Origin of the sequence: Bradyrhizobium diazoefficiens USDA 110 (genome assembly GCF_000011365.1) — a bacterium.
GTDB lineage: Bacteria > Pseudomonadota > Alphaproteobacteria > Rhizobiales > Xanthobacteraceae > Bradyrhizobium > Bradyrhizobium diazoefficiens.
Map to the genome: position 1 here is coordinate 7930494 of NC_004463.1, position 15782 is coordinate 7946275.

The 15782-nt window shown below is 62.3% G+C and carries 22 protein-coding genes; 6 read left to right on the plus strand and 16 right to left on the minus strand.

Features of this window, described 5'->3' with window-relative positions; all coding sequences use genetic code 11:
• Positions 1-25: 25 nt before the first annotated feature.
• Entirely contained in the window at positions 26-982 is a 957-nt protein-coding gene (locus BJA_RS36540) for an N-carbamoyl-D-amino-acid hydrolase (RefSeq protein ID WP_074077758.1), read from the minus strand.
• A gap of 151 nt (positions 983-1133) precedes the next feature.
• On the opposite strand from BJA_RS36540, the gene BJA_RS36545 reads away from it, so the two are divergent.
• Complete coding sequence (locus BJA_RS36545) at positions 1134-2060, plus strand: LysR family transcriptional regulator (RefSeq protein WP_011089943.1); 927 nt, start codon at positions 1134-1136, stop codon at positions 2058-2060.
• A 42-nt stretch (positions 2061-2102) separates the two neighbouring features.
• On the plus strand, positions 2103-2822 hold the full coding sequence (locus BJA_RS36550) for a type 1 glutamine amidotransferase (RefSeq protein WP_011089944.1): 720 nt from the start codon (positions 2103-2105) through the stop codon (positions 2820-2822).
• A gap of 120 nt (positions 2823-2942) precedes the next feature.
• Here the strand turns inward: BJA_RS36550 and BJA_RS36555 are convergent, their stop codons facing one another.
• The 4 genes from BJA_RS36555 to BJA_RS43335 form a co-directional block, all read right to left on the minus strand.
• Complete coding sequence (locus tag BJA_RS36555) at positions 2943-3410, minus strand: DUF1348 family protein (RefSeq protein WP_011089945.1); 468 nt, start codon at positions 3408-3410, stop codon at positions 2943-2945.
• Between the two features lie 79 nt (positions 3411-3489).
• On the minus strand, positions 3490-3894 hold the full coding sequence (locus BJA_RS36560; RefSeq protein ID WP_082901058.1) for a YbgC/FadM family acyl-CoA thioesterase: 405 nt from the start codon (positions 3892-3894) through the stop codon (positions 3490-3492).
• Positions 3895-3947: 53 nt separating this feature from the next.
• On the minus strand, positions 3948-4391 hold the full coding sequence (ybgC, locus tag BJA_RS36565; protein WP_011089947.1) for a tol-pal system-associated acyl-CoA thioesterase: 444 nt from the start codon (positions 4389-4391) through the stop codon (positions 3948-3950).
• 222 nt (positions 4392-4613) lie between these two features.
• Entirely contained in the window at positions 4614-4751 is a 138-nt protein-coding gene (locus tag BJA_RS43335) for a hypothetical protein (protein WP_236842131.1), read from the minus strand.
• A 70-nt stretch (positions 4752-4821) separates the two neighbouring features.
• Here BJA_RS43335 and BJA_RS36575 point away from each other — a divergent pair, with 70 nt between their 5' ends.
• On the plus strand, positions 4822-5280 hold the full coding sequence (locus tag BJA_RS36575) for a hypothetical protein (protein ID WP_162494152.1): 459 nt from the start codon (positions 4822-4824) through the stop codon (positions 5278-5280).
• 264 nt (positions 5281-5544) lie between these two features.
• Here BJA_RS36575 and BJA_RS43340 read toward each other — a convergent pair whose 3' ends face one another.
• The 3 genes from BJA_RS43340 to BJA_RS43350 are packed head-to-tail and all read right to left on the minus strand — an operon-like array spanning position 5545 to position 6781.
• Positions 5545-5691, minus strand: a complete 147-nt coding sequence (locus BJA_RS43340) for a hypothetical protein (RefSeq protein WP_018641673.1) — start codon at positions 5689-5691, stop codon at positions 5545-5547.
• 30 nt (positions 5692-5721) lie between these two features.
• The gene (locus BJA_RS43345) at positions 5722-6447 is read right to left on the minus strand and encodes an integrase (protein ID WP_011089949.1); all 726 of its coding nucleotides are present in this window, start codon (positions 6445-6447) and stop codon (positions 5722-5724) included.
• Complete coding sequence (locus BJA_RS43350; RefSeq protein ID WP_074077759.1) at positions 6410-6781, minus strand: hypothetical protein; 372 nt, start codon at positions 6779-6781, stop codon at positions 6410-6412. Before BJA_RS43350 ends, BJA_RS43345 begins: the two co-directional genes overlap by 38 nt.
• A gap of 317 nt (positions 6782-7098) precedes the next feature.
• Between BJA_RS43350 and BJA_RS36585 the strand changes: the two genes are divergently transcribed.
• Positions 7099-7464, plus strand: coding sequence for a hypothetical protein (locus BJA_RS36585; protein WP_014492324.1), 366 nt, complete (start codon positions 7099-7101; stop codon positions 7462-7464).
• Here BJA_RS36585 and BJA_RS36590 read toward each other — a convergent pair.
• From BJA_RS36590 to BJA_RS36600, 3 genes are all read right to left on the minus strand, one after another.
• Positions 7409-8740, minus strand: a complete 1332-nt coding sequence (locus BJA_RS36590) for a tyrosine-type recombinase/integrase (protein ID WP_014492323.1) — start codon at positions 8738-8740, stop codon at positions 7409-7411. The genes BJA_RS36585 and BJA_RS36590 overlap by 56 nt on opposite strands.
• Before the next feature lie 707 nt (positions 8741-9447).
• Complete coding sequence (locus BJA_RS36595; protein WP_011089953.1) at positions 9448-10005, minus strand: hypothetical protein; 558 nt, start codon at positions 10003-10005, stop codon at positions 9448-9450.
• Between the two features lie 6 nt (positions 10006-10011).
• On the minus strand, positions 10012-10401 hold the full coding sequence (locus BJA_RS36600; protein ID WP_038965481.1) for a Rap1a/Tai family immunity protein: 390 nt from the start codon (positions 10399-10401) through the stop codon (positions 10012-10014).
• Positions 10402-10491: 90 nt separating this feature from the next.
• Here BJA_RS36600 and BJA_RS36605 point away from each other — a divergent pair, with 90 nt between their 5' ends.
• Positions 10492-11013 (plus strand): hypothetical protein, encoded by a 522-nt coding sequence (locus BJA_RS36605; RefSeq protein ID WP_038965480.1) that lies wholly within the window; start codon positions 10492-10494, stop codon positions 11011-11013.
• A 358-nt stretch (positions 11014-11371) separates the two neighbouring features.
• Here BJA_RS36605 and BJA_RS36610 read toward each other — a convergent pair whose 3' ends face one another.
• The gene (locus tag BJA_RS36610) at positions 11372-12463 is read right to left on the minus strand and encodes an XRE family transcriptional regulator (protein WP_011089955.1); all 1092 of its coding nucleotides are present in this window, start codon (positions 12461-12463) and stop codon (positions 11372-11374) included.
• A 67-nt stretch (positions 12464-12530) separates the two neighbouring features.
• Positions 12531-13127 carry a hypothetical protein gene (locus BJA_RS36615; protein ID WP_162494154.1) on the minus strand — a complete coding sequence of 199 codons (597 nt, stop codon included), beginning with the start codon at positions 13125-13127 and terminating at the stop codon, positions 12531-12533.
• 366 nt (positions 13128-13493) lie between these two features.
• On the opposite strand from BJA_RS36615, the gene BJA_RS36620 reads away from it, so the two are divergent.
• Entirely contained in the window at positions 13494-13766 is a 273-nt protein-coding gene (locus BJA_RS36620; RefSeq protein ID WP_038965479.1) for an AbrB/MazE/SpoVT family DNA-binding domain-containing protein, read from the plus strand.
• 183 nt (positions 13767-13949) lie between these two features.
• Here BJA_RS36620 and BJA_RS36625 read toward each other — a convergent pair whose 3' ends face one another.
• From BJA_RS36625 to BJA_RS36635, 3 genes are all read right to left on the minus strand, one after another.
• A complete protein-coding gene (locus BJA_RS36625; protein WP_011089958.1) occupies positions 13950-14627 on the minus strand; it encodes a hypothetical protein in 678 nt (225 codons plus the stop codon).
• Positions 14628-14673: 46 nt separating this feature from the next.
• A complete protein-coding gene (gene greA, locus BJA_RS36630; RefSeq protein ID WP_011089959.1) occupies positions 14674-15162 on the minus strand; it encodes a transcription elongation factor GreA in 489 nt (162 codons plus the stop codon).
• A gap of 97 nt (positions 15163-15259) precedes the next feature.
• Entirely contained in the window at positions 15260-15745 is a 486-nt protein-coding gene (locus tag BJA_RS36635; RefSeq protein WP_011089960.1) for a hypothetical protein, read from the minus strand.
• Positions 15746-15782: the final 37 nt, after the last annotated feature.

Genomic DNA, 15782 nt, shown 5'->3' on the forward strand with positions numbered 1-15782 from the left:
CAACGCCGCGACCGGCCGTTTGAGATCAATCCGCGTCAAGAACAGCCGGCTCGATGACGCCGGCGCGTTCGGTGATCACCCTGTATTGCTCGGGACGCCGGTGGGCGGCGAAATTGAACATCTTGTCCTTGCCCTGGCGGCAGAGGTCGAGATCGATGTCGGCGACGACCACCTCGTCCGCCAGCGTCTGGGCCTGCGCGACGATGCGACCATTGGGATCGACGATGCAGGAGCCGCCGATCAGCCCGGAGCCGTCCTCCTCGCCCGCCTTCGCCACCGAGATCGCCCAGGTCGCGTTCATGTAGGCATTGGCCTGCGTCACCAGCGTCGAATGGAAGGTGCGCAAGGCACCGTCTTCGGTGGCGCCACCATTCGGATCGTAGGCAGCGGAATTGTAGCCGATGCAGACGAGCTCGACGCCCTGCAGGCCGAGCACGCGCCAGGATTCCGGCCAGCGGCGATCGTTGCAGATCATCATGCCCATGATGGCGTGGGCCCAGGCCGAACCGGCCCGGAAGGCGGGAAAACCGAGATCGCCATATTCGAAATAGCGCTTCTCCAGCTGCTGGTAGCGCGCACCCGGCCGCGGCTCGACCGAGCCCGGCAGATGCACCTTGCGATAGCGGCCGAGAATCTCGCCGTCACGATCGACCAGGATGGCGCAATTGTAGCGGCGGCCGTCCGGCGTCAGCTCGGCATAGCCGACATAAAAACCGACACGGAGCGCACGTGCGCGGTCGAACAGCTTGGCCACCGCCGGGTTGGGCATGCCGCGCTCGAAATATTGGTCGAGCGCCTCGCCCTCCAGCAGCCAGCGCGGAAAGAACGTGGTGAAGGCAAGCTCCGGGAACACCACGAGGCTGGCGCCGCGGCCGGCGGCCTCCTCCAGCAGCGCGAGCATGCGCGAGAGCGTATGCTCACGCGAGTCTGCTTTCTGCGTCGGGCCCATCTGGGCGGCGGCGGCGCGAAGGACACGAACCAAGATTGCCTCCAATCTGTGCGCAGTGCCGCCTCAATGGGCGAATGAACCCCTTGATGCGACGTGCAAATCCGCCGCCATTACGCGGAAGCGGGGCTGCAAAATCAATTCGTTCTGCTATGATGTTTTGGCCCTGAGTATAATCGGCAGTGATATGAACCTGCGTCAGCTCGAGATCCTGCGCGCCGTCATCCGCCACCGCACCACCGTGGCGGCGGCGGATGAGCTGGCACTGTCGCAGCCCGCGGTCAGCAATGCGCTGAAGACCATGGAGGCGCAGGCGGGTTTCGCGCTGTTCGAGCGCGTCAACAACCGGCTGTTTCCGACCGCCGAAGCGATGGCGCTCTACAAGGAGAGCGAGGCGATCTTCGCGCTGCACGCAAAACTCGAGAACCGCGTGCGCGATCTGCGCGAGAACCGGTCCGGGCATCTCGCCATCGTGGCGACGCCGCCGCTTGCCTACAGCATCATCCCGTCCGCGCTGTCGGGCTTCCTGCGCCGCCGCCCGGAGACGCGCGTCTTCTTCGACGTGCGGCGCTACGAGGGCATCATCGAGGGCGTGCTCAGCCGTGTCGCCGAGCTCGGCTTCGCGCTCGGGCTGACGCATCATCCCGGCATCGCGCACGAGGTGGTGCACACCGGCGAGATGGTCTGCGTGCTGCCGCCGCAGCATCCGCTCGCCGACCGGCCCGTGATCTCGGCCGCCGATCTGTCCGGCCTGCCCTTCATCGGGCTCGAGCGCGGCACACGCCTCGGCGAGGCCGTGCGCGACAGTTTTGCGCGGGCCGGCGCGCCATTCCGGCCGACCGTCGAGGTGCGCTACTGCAACACCGCCTGCGTGCTCGCTGCCGCCGGCGTCGGTGCCGCGGTGGTCGATCCGTTCTCGCCGCGGCAGAACGGCGGCAATGGCCTCGTCGTCCGGCCGTTCACGCCGACGACCCATGCGGTCGCCTACATGCTCTGGTCGGAAGCCGAGCCGCTATCACGCCTCGCCAAGGCCTTTCTGAGCGAGGTGCGGAAGCAGAGCGCGCTGCTGGAGGGCCCAGCGCCACACCAGCAACATGGGGCAGAAAGCGACTGAGCATCGCAACCTTTGACCTTGTCCTTTTGACCTTGGGGGCACATGGCACGCATCACCATCATCGAGACCGGGCAGGTCCCGCAAGAATATCGCGAGCAGCACGGCTCGTTTCCCGACATGTTCGAGCGCATGGTCCGCGCCGAGGATCCGACGGCCACGGTCGACGTGATCAGCATCCCGAATGGCGATGCACTTCCCGATCCAGGCAAGCTCGAAGCCGTGCTGATCACCGGCGCGGCCGCCGGCGTCTATGACGGGCTCGACTGGATCGCGTCGCTGGAAGATTTCGTGCGTACGGCTTACGCCAACAAGACGCCGATGGTCGGCGTGTGCTTCGGCCATCAATTGATCGCGCAGGCCCTGGGCGGCACCGTGCGCAAGTCGGAGAAAGGCTGGGGCATCGGCCGGCACGTCTATCAGGTGCTGCCCGAGAACGGCGTCGTCGAAGGCGAAGCGGTCGCGATCGCCGCCTCACATCAGGACCAGGTGGTCGAGCCGCCGACCGACGCGCTGACGATCCTCTCGTCCGAGTTCACCCCGCATGCCGGCCTGCTCTACGCCAACGGCGCGACGCTGACCGTGCAGCCGCATCCGGAGTTCGACGTGGAGTTCGCGCAAGTGTGCTGCGAGCTGCGCGACGGCAAGGCGCCGGATGACGTCGTCGCCACGGCGCGCGCGTCGCTGGCGCAGCCGCTGGACAACGCGAAGCTCGGTGGGGCGATTACGCGGTTTCTGGCGCGCAAATCTCTCCCCACATCCTGAGGAGCGCGCTCGCGCGCGCGTCTCGAAGGATGAAGGCCCGGATGCAGCAGCAGGGCCTGCCTGGTTCGAGACGCCGCTTCGCGGCTCCTCACCATGAGGATTGAGAGTTGCTTGCGCGGCTCAGAACGGATCCGTCCCCAACCCCGCCACATCCGCCGGCCGCGGCCCCGGCGCGGGCCAATGAAACCGGCGGTCCTTCTCTGCAATCATGATGTCGTTGATCGACGCCTCGCGCCGCTTCATCAGGCCGTGCTCGTCGAACTCCCATTGCTCGTTGCCGTAGGAGCGATACCACTGGCCGCTCGCGTCGTGCCATTCGTACTGGAAGCGCACCGCGATGCGGTTGCCGTCGAAGGCCCAGAGGTCCTTGATCAGGCGGTAGTCGTGCTCCTTCTCCCATTTGCGGGTGAGGAAGGCGACGATGGCCTCGCGGCCCTGGAACACCTCGGAGCGGTTACGCCAGCGGCTGTCCTCGGTATAGGCGAGCGAGACACGTACCGGATCGCGCGAATTCCAGGCGTCCTCGGCCATGCGGGCCTTTTGCGCAGCGGTCTCGCGGGTAAAGGGGGGAAGCGGCGGACGCGACATGGTGGCCTCATCGGTTGGTCGGGGCCGCAAATCTATCGCCGCAGCCGGCGGAGTCGAGTGGCCATCACCAATCGGGCGATCACGAAATCAGATCAGCCTTCATCAGCGTGCGGATCGACTTCGGGATCGGCTGGGCACGGCCGCCGCTGATGAAGGCGACGCGCACTTCGGCCTTGACCAGCACGTCCTCGCCGCGCCGGACCTCCTGTGCGAGCATGATGGAGGCGCCTTTCACCGCGATTGGCCAGGTCACGACGTCGAGCACGTCGTCCATCCGCGCGGGCTTGAGGAAATCCAGGTGCATCGAGCGCACCACGAAGGCGAAGCCGGAGTCCTCCGTCGCGGGCTGCTCGAACAGCGCCTGCTGCTCGGCGCCCATCAGCCGCAGATGATTGGTCCGCCCCCGTTCCATGAAGCGCAGATAATTGGCGTGATAGACGATGCCGGAGAACTCTGACTTGACGATATCGCAACAAAAGGCCAACGCATTGATTTCATTGGGTCGCTGGAGCGTTAAAGCGTGAACGAAAGGCAGATTTATCTGTGCTCTTCCATAGCAAGCCTCAGAGCCTTTGGGATGCGCTGCGCTTTTCCGCCTGAGATAAACGCGACCCGTACACGCGCCGAGACCAAGAGATCACCCCCGCGCCTGCACTCCTGCAGCAAGGCAATCGACGCGCCTCTCACCTCTTGCGGGACCGTGACAATGTCAAGCAGGTCGTCCAAGACTGCCGGTTTTAGAAAATCGATTGTCATCGAACGGACAACGAAGGCGAAGCCCGGCGCATCGTTCCGCGTTTCCTCGAGCAGCGCTTGCTGATTGGTGCCGAGCAGGCGCAAGTAATTCGTTCTGCCACGTTCCATGAAACGCAAAAAATTCGCGTGATAAACAATCTGGCCGGAATCGGTATCTTCGAAATAGACGCGGACCTGCATGTAATGCCGTCCGTCTCGAATTTCGCCGTCAAGAGAGAGTGTCACAGCGCGGTTTCCTCTTATTGCGCGTACAGGGACCCATGGTCTTGCACAGAGGCGGTTTTCTGAGCAATCGTCTTGAGCTTGGCTCCTGCTGCCGGAAGCTGAGGCAACCGCCTGAATGCGGCAGGCGTCGCGCTGCTGCCATCGACTTCGGATGAATATGTCGGAGATCTATCGTCAACGCGTACCCGGCTTGAGGACGACGTTCATGAATGCGCCTCCGGCTCATGAACCTAGGCGAGCCAGTCCTTCGCCGCAATCGCTGAACGAAAAATCGCCGAGGCCGGCGAGGCCGTAAATGGCCTTGCCCTTGGCGATGGCCTCGTGCTCGCTGCTGGCGAGCACGAGGGTTTCGTATGTCATCCAGCTTTTGAAGCCGACGTCGTAGCCCCGCGTGGCGGCTGTCCTTCCTGTTCGGCAGCCACTCTCGGAGTTGCTGCATATCATCCAGCGCAGTATTCAAGCGTTCGATCCCGATGATATGAGCACTCTTCACGCCAAGCGCCATAAGACCAGCTATCAGCTTCTCGTCGGCGCCGCCGGTATAGCGGCGGTTGGTGAAGACCATGTAGTGGTCACACAATCCTTTCTTCCCCAGCCGTTTGATTTTGGCATGCTCCTTTTTCAGGAGCCGCTCAAAGTCCTTATCCGAGCACGACTTGTCGAATACGGCGACGTGCTTCGCCTGGAGTACGACATCCCCCTCCAAAGGCTGCGTGGTACTGGGAAAGCACTCAGCCTTGCCATTGAATTTTCCGTCACGACCTCCGTCGCGGCCTGGCGCGAACGGTGTGACGCCTTCCCCGAGCCACTTCACGCAGATCTTGACGACAAGCTCTTCAAATTCGCTCTCGCTAAGTTCGTAAAGGCGGTAATCGCGGCGCATATATAACCTTGTTCCAAATAGAATTGAGTGACCAGCAACGTGACGCGAATTTGGGCTCCAGTGCTGCCCACGCGTACCAGTAGGGAATCAATGTGGATAACGCAGTGGTTGCAATACTGACGTAATATCGCCTTCAAGATCAAGGGGAGAGCGCCTGCGCGCCAAAGGCGAACCGCTAAACGGGTTCGTAAGAAAGATCGGGCCCTTCGGCCCAGTAAGAATTTAGAGCCTCCACCAGCGGTTTCGGCGCTTCTTTATGTTGATTTAGGTTCAGACAAAATCCTGCGCCTCAGGATCAACCGGCGCTTGGTAGACCTCACTCAACTGCCTGCGAGGAGCGGGCTTGGCCTGACGCACATTGATGGCGGAAGCATCGAGCCTGTTCTTGATGTGCGCCGCATAGAACTTCTCGATCATCTCCACTGAGGTTCGGCAGTTCTTCGCTATCTAGTAGCTGTCCGCCCCTTCCATCAGGCGCATGCAGATGTAGGTATGCCGCAGGCTGTATGCGGTCCGCCGATTGCCATCCCGATCCAGCTTCAACTCGCTCCTATCAAGCAGGGCATTGAACATCTTGATGTGATTGCCCGGAAACACGTGGTCGGTCGGCTTGGGCAACTGCGGCGGCTCGTTAGAGGGCGGCAGCTTCGCCCGCACCCGCGCTCTGCCCTGCTTCACGTATTTCGCGCGGCCTAGCAGCCGCTCATAGGGTCGCACCGCGCTCGGCATGCTCTTGCAGTAGCCGACGCCCCGCTTGCCGCGCACCTCGATTTCCAGGATGCGCTCGCCGCTACGTTCGTCCTCAACAATGGTCACGTCGCGATGCTGGAGGTTCTTGGCCTCATCCGGCCGCAAGCCGGTGTTGGCCAAGAACAGGACGTAATCATGCAATTGCTCGGCACTCCAACGGTGGTGGATCTGGCTGGCCTTCGCGTGCGCCCGCGTGGTTTCGTAGAGCTGCTTGTATTCCTCGGGGCTGAACCACGGCCGATGCACCACCTTCCCCGAAGTCTTATAAGGAGGAGAGAAGTCCGGCAGGTGCGCGAGCCATTCATGGCGAATGGCAGTCTTCAACACCTGCCGCAACGTCACGACCTCGTCGTGGATAGTGCTGCGCGCGGGCGCCTTGCCGGTCTTAGACGTTGCGATCCGGTGCAGGCGATATTCCTGCACCTTGCCTGAAGAACGGCAACAGGTGCAGGCGAAGCCTGATCTCGTAACCCTGGACCCAGCGCTCGCTGCGCTGGCCCTCGGTGATCACCTCATACTCTTTCAGGAATTGGTCAGCGGCTTGGCGAAAGGTCTTCTCATTCACCAACAGCCCCGCCCGCGCCTTCCCACGAAGACCGATAAACGAGTCCTCCGCAAACTGCTTGGCGAGGGAGAGATCTTCCTCTCCGGTCGTGCTGCGGTGTTGGCGGCCGTCGATGGAGGCCGAACAGTGCCAATACCGGCCGTTTCGCCGGTATACCTGAATCAGACCACCTAGAAGCTCGTGCCTGGCCATCATGCACCTCCACGTGCATTTTAGCGCAGGCAACCAAAAAGTCGAATTTTGTGCTAGGCGCGTGCTAGGCCATTTACGAAAAATTAAAGGGTTAGGCTTTCGCCAACCCGTTGTATTACATCAGAAATTTGGTTGCGGGGATAGATTTGAACCTATGACCTTCAGGTTATGAGGCCGAAGGTCTGCCGGGCTGGAACCGGTTCGTCCTATTTGTACGCCACAGCTACCCAGCAACCATACCTGCGCACTTGGTTTCTTTCTTGCCGGAGCAGCCTACGATCTTATTGCCCAGACCGATCATGGTTCGGGGCGGAGGCATGCGCGGCAAAGACGAAAAGATTGGGATCGAGGCATTTGGGTCGGCAGGTTCCAGCAAAATACCGCGGGCGAATCGCCGTCGCAAGAACCGTGGCATGCCGCCGCCCGCGACGTTCGATATCGATACGCTGCCGGGCAGCTCTAATTTGACGGCATTTGAGGCGGCCGCGGTCATCCGGCGTACGCCCGGCGCGTTGGAGCAGTGGCGGCGCAATCCGAGCCACCCGCTGAAATGGCGCTACGTCGATGGCCGCCCCCTCTATCGTGTCGATGCGGTACGCGACTATCTGGCCAAGTGCGATAAGACCACTAAGATGCCTCAGCCGCATAATGCTCACGGAGACGGCCGAGGAGCTCGGCCTTGATCGGGTCAAGCGGATTCGTCCGCTGCAGGCGCACGATTTTGCCGACCCGTTTCGCGCCGACCAACTCCGCAATGTAGTCGTGAGCCGCTTCGAACGCCATTTTGCGGATGATCCACTGTTCGTCGTGATTGTAGACCTGATCGATTCCGCTTGGCCTTTGCCCGACACACAGCCGCTGGATTTCGTTGTCGTAGCCGCAGCGAGACATGACGGTTCGTAAGCTGCGCCTTAGGTCATGCATGGTAAACTTGGCAACACCCGCTTCCTTGACCAGGCGGTTGACCATCTTGGTGAACCCGGACATCTGGCCGCCGGTCTTTGGTGACGGGAAGACATAGTCGGACGTTGCGCGCTGGAAGTGTTTGGCGGCCGCGAGCACCTCGTTTGCGAGGTGGGTGCGCGGCACGTCGTGGTGCAGGCCCATCTTGGTCCACGCCGCATCGAAGGTGATACGGTCATCCATGATGTGCTTTCGCCACTCGATCATGGTAGGCTCGCTGCGGCGCGGGCCACCGAGCAGGCACATGCGAGCCAGGAGACCAAAAGCCCCGAGCTTGCCGGATGCATCCCAGACTTTGATGATTTCCTCATCGGTCAGCGCGCGGCCCTTCGTTCGGCGTCCGACCCTTTGCGCGCGGGTTTCCTTGGGCGCGCGATAGCCGGCGAGCACGTTGTGCTCGACATAGCCCTCACCGACGCACCATTCGAGCAAAGTATGCACGTGCTTGCGCAAGTCCTTGGCTGCACCACGCTTGCCGGTCTTGGCAATCTTATCGACCGCAGCCATGATCTGCCGTCGCGTCAGGTCCCCCACGCCGCTCTCGGCGTGATCCTTGAGCCCGCGCCGCAGCGCCGACATTGCTGGCTTCCAGTTGACGACTTGACGTTCGGTCATAGACGTCTGGTAAGGACCATCTTCAACAATGAGGGTCGCGAGCGTGGTGCGCTGCTTCTCGGCTGCCTGTTGCCGCCTCGCCTCGCGCTTCGCGTCGTTCGGGTCCAAGCCCTTGACGACTTCGCCTGCGGCGATGGTGGCGGCCTTGCGGGCGGCCTTCTCATTATATTTGGGCCACGCGCCGAGGGTCTTGCGCTGGGTCCCCCTCACCCCCGGCTTGGTGAAGAGGTAGACCCAGGTCCGGCCGCCGGTGGCGCGCATGCGCAAGGCGAGGCCGGGCAGCTTGTCGTCGTGGAGATAATGCTGCGCCTTACCCGGCGGCAGCGTTGCGTTGCGGATCACCGCATCGGTGAGTGTCAGCTGGTTGGCCGGCTCCGTCATGATTCCTTCCCTCTCTCTGTGCCCCAGTGTGCCCCGCAAGAAGGGCGGTGAGCCTCGAACAGAACCGGGTCTCAGACCTCCCCCGTTTGTGTGCCCCAAGGGAATATCCGCGGCGGGCACAACGGGGGCATACAAAATGTAGTAAGGTCAGGTATGGGCTCTTATAGCCGCAGTAGGCCATAACTCTCATTAATTTAAGGAGTTTTTACACCTCAACTATGGCCGGATTTGGTTAGCTCGGGTCTACGGATTGTGGTTCACACGGGAGAGGTCCAAGGTTCGATCCCTTGTGCGCCCACCATCCATCCTCATCCTCCTGGACCCTGCCGGTTGCCGACGATCCCCAATGCCTGGCGGCCGTCACCCGCCCAAATCAAAAATGTCGAAAACAACCCCATGCACAGTAGCCGACATCAGTCGGATCAATGGGTTACGCATTTTCCGAATCGACTTGCTCCGTCGGGCAAGACAGGGGCATGATGGCAGCATTAGGGAGAGGCCATCGGGACGCCGCGCACGAGGTCTGCGCCACGCCATCGGCTGCGAGCGCTCAGCGGGAGAGCGTTCGCTTCACACGCGAGAGGTCCATGACTAGATCCCAAGTGCACCCACCATTCCGACAGACAAGCGAAATGGCACGACAGCCTGAGATCCACCTGCGGGGTGCGAGTGAAACCTTGAGTGAAAGTCCTAGAATCTGAGGGAGATCAGGCCTTATTCTTCCGGAGGATTCGCTTCTTCTTCGGCGGCCCTCTGCGCTCGTCGCCGGCGCGCACCGCCCCCGCGATGTCGGCGCGCAGTTTCACGATGCCGTCGGAGTGTTCGTCGAGGTCGCCCTCATACTCGAACATGCGCTGCTGCTTCATGCTTCCGCGCGCGATGTGAATGGCGCGGTCGCCGCCGAACGTCGAGCTCCACCGGCCGTGGACAACCGCGATCCGCACCGCGTTCACGTCGTGACACTTGCCCATGAGCTTCTTGAACACAGGGTCGGCGTCGCCATCCTCCTCGATCGCGGATACAGCTACCAGGGCCGCACATAGCTTCGCGAAGTCAAACCCGGCGGTCATGATGTCGTCGTGCTCGAAGTCGATACCGACCTTCTTCCGGAAGATATTCCGCAGGTCGAACTCGAGTTGCGAGTATTCGTAGACGAACCGCCCGATCTCGCGGAACAGGTCGCTCTTGTCGCCGGGCCAGGCGATAATATCGGCCAGCGAATTCGCCGACATCCGCGCGCGGCGCTTTTTCACTGAGTCAGCCATAGGTCTTCACCGTCCGGGACAGGGCCACGCCTTCTTGAGGGCATCGGGGAACATGATCGCCGGCAGGCCGTCGCGCTTAGACGGGTTGTCCTTGAGGTAGGTGCAGAACACGTCCGTCACCTGCTCGAGCGTGGCGCGGTCGGGCTTGCAGTAGCCGACCACCCGGTTGAGCGCGAAGTCGATCTCGACGTCGTTGTTCGTCGAGTCCTTGCCGAAGTGCCGTCCAGAATCGATCACCGCCGCGGCGTGGGCAGCGGAGTCGTACAGGCCGGCCACGTAGCTGAAGGCTGCGCGCCGGTCGTAGCGGCACCAATCGTAGATGTCGTTGCCGGAATAGAATGCCGTCGGAGGCACCTCGGCCGCGCCCGCCGCGGTCCCGGCCAGGCCGAGTGCCATCGCAACCAAACTCGCTCGGATCCCGCCCATCACTCTCCCCAAAGTTGCGGCTATAATGGTCGGAACCGGGGTCGGAATCGAGAGGGCCGAGTGACGAAAATCGTGTTTTTGGCGACTGCCGCCCTCGCTTGGGCGGGCCCTGCGCTGGCCAACGCTTTTGACGATTGCGTGCTCAACAAGATGGCTGGCGTCACCTCCGATGCAGCCGCGAAGGCGATCAAGGAAGCCTGCCTCCGCAAGAACTCGGTGGTAATCGACGAGGGCGACCTCCGTGGTCTCCGCATCGTCGGCGGCGGCTACGGACGGTACGGAATCAGCAACACGGCGGGCTTCACCGCCGAGGTGAAGAACGACACCGGCTACATCGTTACGGAGATCACGTTCGGCATCGTCATCGCCGACGGGCAGCCGGAATACTTCCGGGTCGACAACTTCCTCTACCAAGAGCCCGGCGTGATCTACACCGGCCTGCCGCCGGACCCGACGGTGTCCATGCGTATCGATCCGGGCCGCAGCCACAAATTCCAGTTCAGCGCCGACCGACCCGAGATCGACAAGAAGAAGAAATGGAATTGGTTCATCGCCGGCGCCAAGGGAATCGTCACCAGGTAGCGCTCGCCGTTCACAACCAAATGATGGCAAGACGACGGGTTTTAGGCTACTTCTGCGGGCGACCGGAGTGACGACCCGGAGTGCCGCGACCAGGACAAAAGTCGCTCGATCTCGTTGGCCGGACAACGCATCGTCCCGGACGACTTGTGACCGGAAGCCACAAAGAATGACAGGCATCGCGCGGTGCCGAAAAACCCGAAACCGCTTGGTCCAAGCCTCCAACTAGAAAGGAGAAAAGCTTGAGAATAAGCCTTTCAATAGATCCACGTGTGGCCATGGCCATCGTGTATCTTCTCGCAACGACCCTTTGACAGGGGAGCCCGCACACCGGCCAGTGTGCGGGCTCAGTCGTTTCCGGTCACTGGATAATGCGTAGGTGCGAGCCGCGCGCCTTGCCGTCGCCGGGCAGATCGATGTCGTAAGTCTTGGCTACCTCGACCTCGTTCATCTTCAGCATCTTCGACAAGTCGGCCAGCGTGTAGCCCATGTCGTTGATGTGCAGCGCGACGAGGTCGCTTACCGTGTGTGGCTGTTCGGCCGGGAAGTCGAGTTCGGGCGGCTCGCGGAGCCTGATCTTGTGGATGTTGAACTGCTTCCAGATGTACTGCGACTGGGTCTTGTTCAGGGCGCCGGCGCGCTCGGCGGCGAACACCAGCGAGCCCATCGAGACCTTCCACTCCGGCTTCAGGGCGGCCAGCGTACGCAAATCCACGCGGCGGCCTGCGACGGACTGCTTGAAGTCCTCGGTGGGCACCAGGAAGCACGACGCGAACCTGTCGGCCTCGTCCTCCATCTCGGGCGTCGGGAAGGAGTGCATGATCACGTGGCCGAGTTCGTGGCACAGCGTGAAGCGCATGCGGTCGGCCGGATGCGAACGATTGAGAACGATGATGTGCGGCATACCGGGCACGGAGAAGCGAACGCCGGAGACTGACGAACCGCCAAGGTCGGAGTGCGCGACCAAGATACCAGCGTCCTCGACGAGCGCGGTCATGTCCTGGATCGGTCCCTCCGGCACCTGCCAGAACCGACGGACGAGACCCGCGATCTTTTCGGCGTCGTTGTCGTACTCGTCGGCGTCGAGGCGCGGCAGCTTGTTCACCGGCTCCAAGTCGGTCGCCTCCAGCAGCCTGCGAAGGTGCATGACGCGCACGTTGAGTTCAGCGACGATGCGATGGAGCTCTGTCGCAGACACGTTCGACTTCTTGCGCCACATCGGCGCGTGCACGCTGACGGGCGCGCCGTAGACGGCGTCGGTCTGCGCGAAGAACTCCTGCGGCACCGAAAAGATCTCGGCTGCGGCCGCCAGCAGCTTCTCGCTCGGCTCCTTCAGTCCGTTCTCGATGCGCGACAGTTCGGCGTTGGGCACGCGCAGACATTCCGCCGCTTCGTTCTGCGGGAATCCGCGCAACTGCCGCGCCAAGCGCAGCATGGTCCCAGTCTTTGGCATTTAGCAGTCCTTCACCCAGGAGTCGGCGACGATTCTCGTTTACGCCCAGTTAACCGCCTGAGGGCGGTTAGGACGCCTCGCCGCCCTTCTTCTTGTTCTTGGCCGTGTCCTTGAGCTTGGCGACGCTGCGGCGGCGCGGCTGCTGCGGGACGGCAGTCTTCTGCGGAAACTCGATGATGCCCTGGTTGCCGCCGGGCAGTTCATAGCTCCAGAGTTGGCCATCGCCGTTGCGCGCCGTCACGTGGACAGAGTCATAGCCCGTGCCGAGCTCGTTCACCTTCCAGCAGATCTCGACCTTCATCGCCGACGGCGCGTCCGCGAACGGGATCGCTGGATCCAGGAAGTTGTCGTTGGCGCCGGTGCGGATGTTGCCGCCCCTGCCGCGGCGGACCGCCTTCTTGAACCGGACGAGCACCTTGCCCTCGAACAAGAAGCGCGCCGTCGAGCCGCCGTCGAACACCACCGTGCCCGGCTTGTTGTTGAACTCGGCGATCGCCGCCCGGATGACGCTGTCGAACACGTCGGCGGAGTCGGTGCGCTTGTAGATGTTGCCGGCGCCGCGCCTGGCAAGGAAGTCTTTGAAGGCCTTGTCGAGGACCTTGCGGACCCGCTTGTTATAGGGCTTGAGGACCTCGCGGACTTCCTTCTCGATCGGCAGCGACATGTGGGCACGGGGCTCCAAGGTGAATCGGCTTGGGAACCTTACCAGAAAATGCCAAATTCGAGGAATTATTTTCACATTTGTTGCATGATACAATCAAGCAATTGATTTATTTATATTTTATAGCCTAGAGTCCGTCGATGTTATGCACTTAGAGGGTGGTGCCTCGCGGCGCCGGCGCACAAAAACAACCTCATGCACAGGAGCCGACATGAGTCGGATACGCGTTACGCCTTTTCCGAAGATCGATTGACTTGTCGGGCAAAACACCAGCTGGATGGCATCATCTGCGACGATCGGAGTCCGCTCCGCCCTTGGCCGACGAATGAGCCCGGCATATCTTACTTACGTCTTACCGGGGATGTCCCGATGGCTGCCGACAAGCTGACAACGACCGTCTCGTCCAAGGGCCAGGTCGTCCTGCCGAAGGCGATCCGCGAGGAGCACCGCTGGAGGGCGGGTACGCGGCTGACGATCGAGAGCACACCGGACGGAGTGCTTCTGAAGCCATCCTCGCCGTTCCCCGCGGCCAAGCCGGCGGACGTCTTCGCGTCGCTACCCTATCGAGGCAAGCCCAAGAGCGTGGAAGAGATGGAGGCGGGCATCGCCGCAGAGGCGCGACGACGTCATGCTCGCGATTGATACCAATCTGGTCGTTCGCTATTTGACGAGCGATCATCCCCAGCAAGGCGTGAGACCGCACCGATTGAAGCGCACGCCCCCTCCACGAGGGCTGCACGCGTAGCCACGACGTCGAGGGCACGCGAGGCGAATGAGCTGGGCTCCTTGGTCGGAAAACCGCTTCGCACTCTTCCGGATCAAGCTTCAGGCGGCCCGAGCCGGCCGCAAGGCCGCGTAGAGGCCGACGAGGGTCCCGATGGCGACCAGCGCTGCCGCCAGCAGCAGCTGCAATTCGCCATCATCGGTGGCGCCTACCGACGATACAAGTCTGGTCACGACGACGAACAGAACGCCCACGGAGGCCGCTGCCCCCACGCAAAGATGGACGATCTCTCGCGTCAGGTTACGGCCGAGCAGTCCGAGTGCCGTGAAATACATCGCGCACGCGTTGGGGTGAACGAACAAGGCAACGCGCGCGTAGGGACCGTAGGCGTCGAGCAGGGACTCACACCGGCGCAGTGCCGCTTTTGAGGCAACCCGCTGCAACAGCGGTCTGAAAAAACGAGCCTGTCCGTAACTCAGGACGGCACCCACGATGATGGCCAGCCACGCCACGATAAAGACGGAGACATCCGCAGGCTTCGGATTGAGCGCCACGGACATCAGGATGAGGGCGGTCCCGGGAAAATAGCCAAAATACGGGAAGACCGACTCCAGCAGCACGCAGACGAACATGAAGACCGGAAACCACGGTGACCCGGTCGCCCCCTCGACGATGGCGTTCAAGTCGAAGAGATCGGTCTTGTACAGGACGAGGTACATGCACATGGCTAGTCCAGCCAGCGCGTAGAACGGCAACGCTCCCGACAGAAACCGTCTCATCCAACCATCGGGCTTTGTTGCGCGGGCACAGCACAGACCATCGATATCAGCACGATCCGATCGACAGAATCTCGATCTCCTGCGTGCCCGCTCCCACGACGTCTCCCACCGCCTTCCCGATCAGCGACCTCGCGACCGGCGAGACGAACGAGATCGAGCCGGCCTTCGGATCGGCTTCGTCCTCGCCGACGATGCGATAGGTCTGTACGCGGCCATCAGGGCGGCTGAAGGTGACCGTGCTGCCGAAGGCGACGGTGTCGGTCGAGGCCGGGGTGGGAATGACCTGCGCGGTGCGCAGCCGTTCCGTCAGATAGCGCGCGTCGCGCAGGGGGACCGCGGACTGCCGGCGCTTCTCGTTGACGTCGTCGATGGCTTGCGCGGCCTCATAGGCCTCGCGCGCCTCTTGAAGCTGCGTCTGCAAGGCCTGCAAGCCCGCTTCGGTCACGAGGTTCGGATGAGGCGAGATCGGCCGATCCGGCAACAGCGTCTCGGACGCGGTTTCGGCGCTTTCTTCCTTGGTAAAGGCGACGCTCAATTCGTAAATCCTGTCGTACTGCTTTGGCTAACGGCGGTGCGTTCGCGCCGCAATCCCCGGGGATCGCGCGTCCGCACCTCACGGGCGATTGCCCGGACTATATCTCAAGCTGGACGAAACGGCGCAGCTTGAAGACGAGGTCCGGCATGGCCTGGCGGAACCGCGTCGCGTTCTGGAACGTGGTCGAGAATGGCGCGAAGGTGATCATCGCGTTCCAATGCCGGTAGCCGTAGACCGTGACCGAGACGCCGGACGCGGGAAAGTCGTCCAGCTTGCGCAGCTCGCCGAGCACGAGATCGGCAATCGCTTCCGCGGGCAGCAATCGCTTGCCATCCGGTGTCGTGGCGATTTTTGCGGGCGGTTCGGCCGGCTTGGCGCCCGCAGGCTCGGCATTGGACGCATTGTCGGGCTTGGCCGGTGCCGCTTCGGGGATAGACGCCTCGACCGGCTCAAATCCATTCGTCGGCGCTGTCGGTGGACCCTCGGTGAGCGGCGGCGGTGCGACGACGTCTGCGCGCTTGTTGCCTCCCAGGATGCTGCTGATCATGGCCACAAGGCCAGCATCCTTCACGTCGTCACTCATTACGTCCCCCGGCTTTGGCCTACTCTAGCACTGCTCC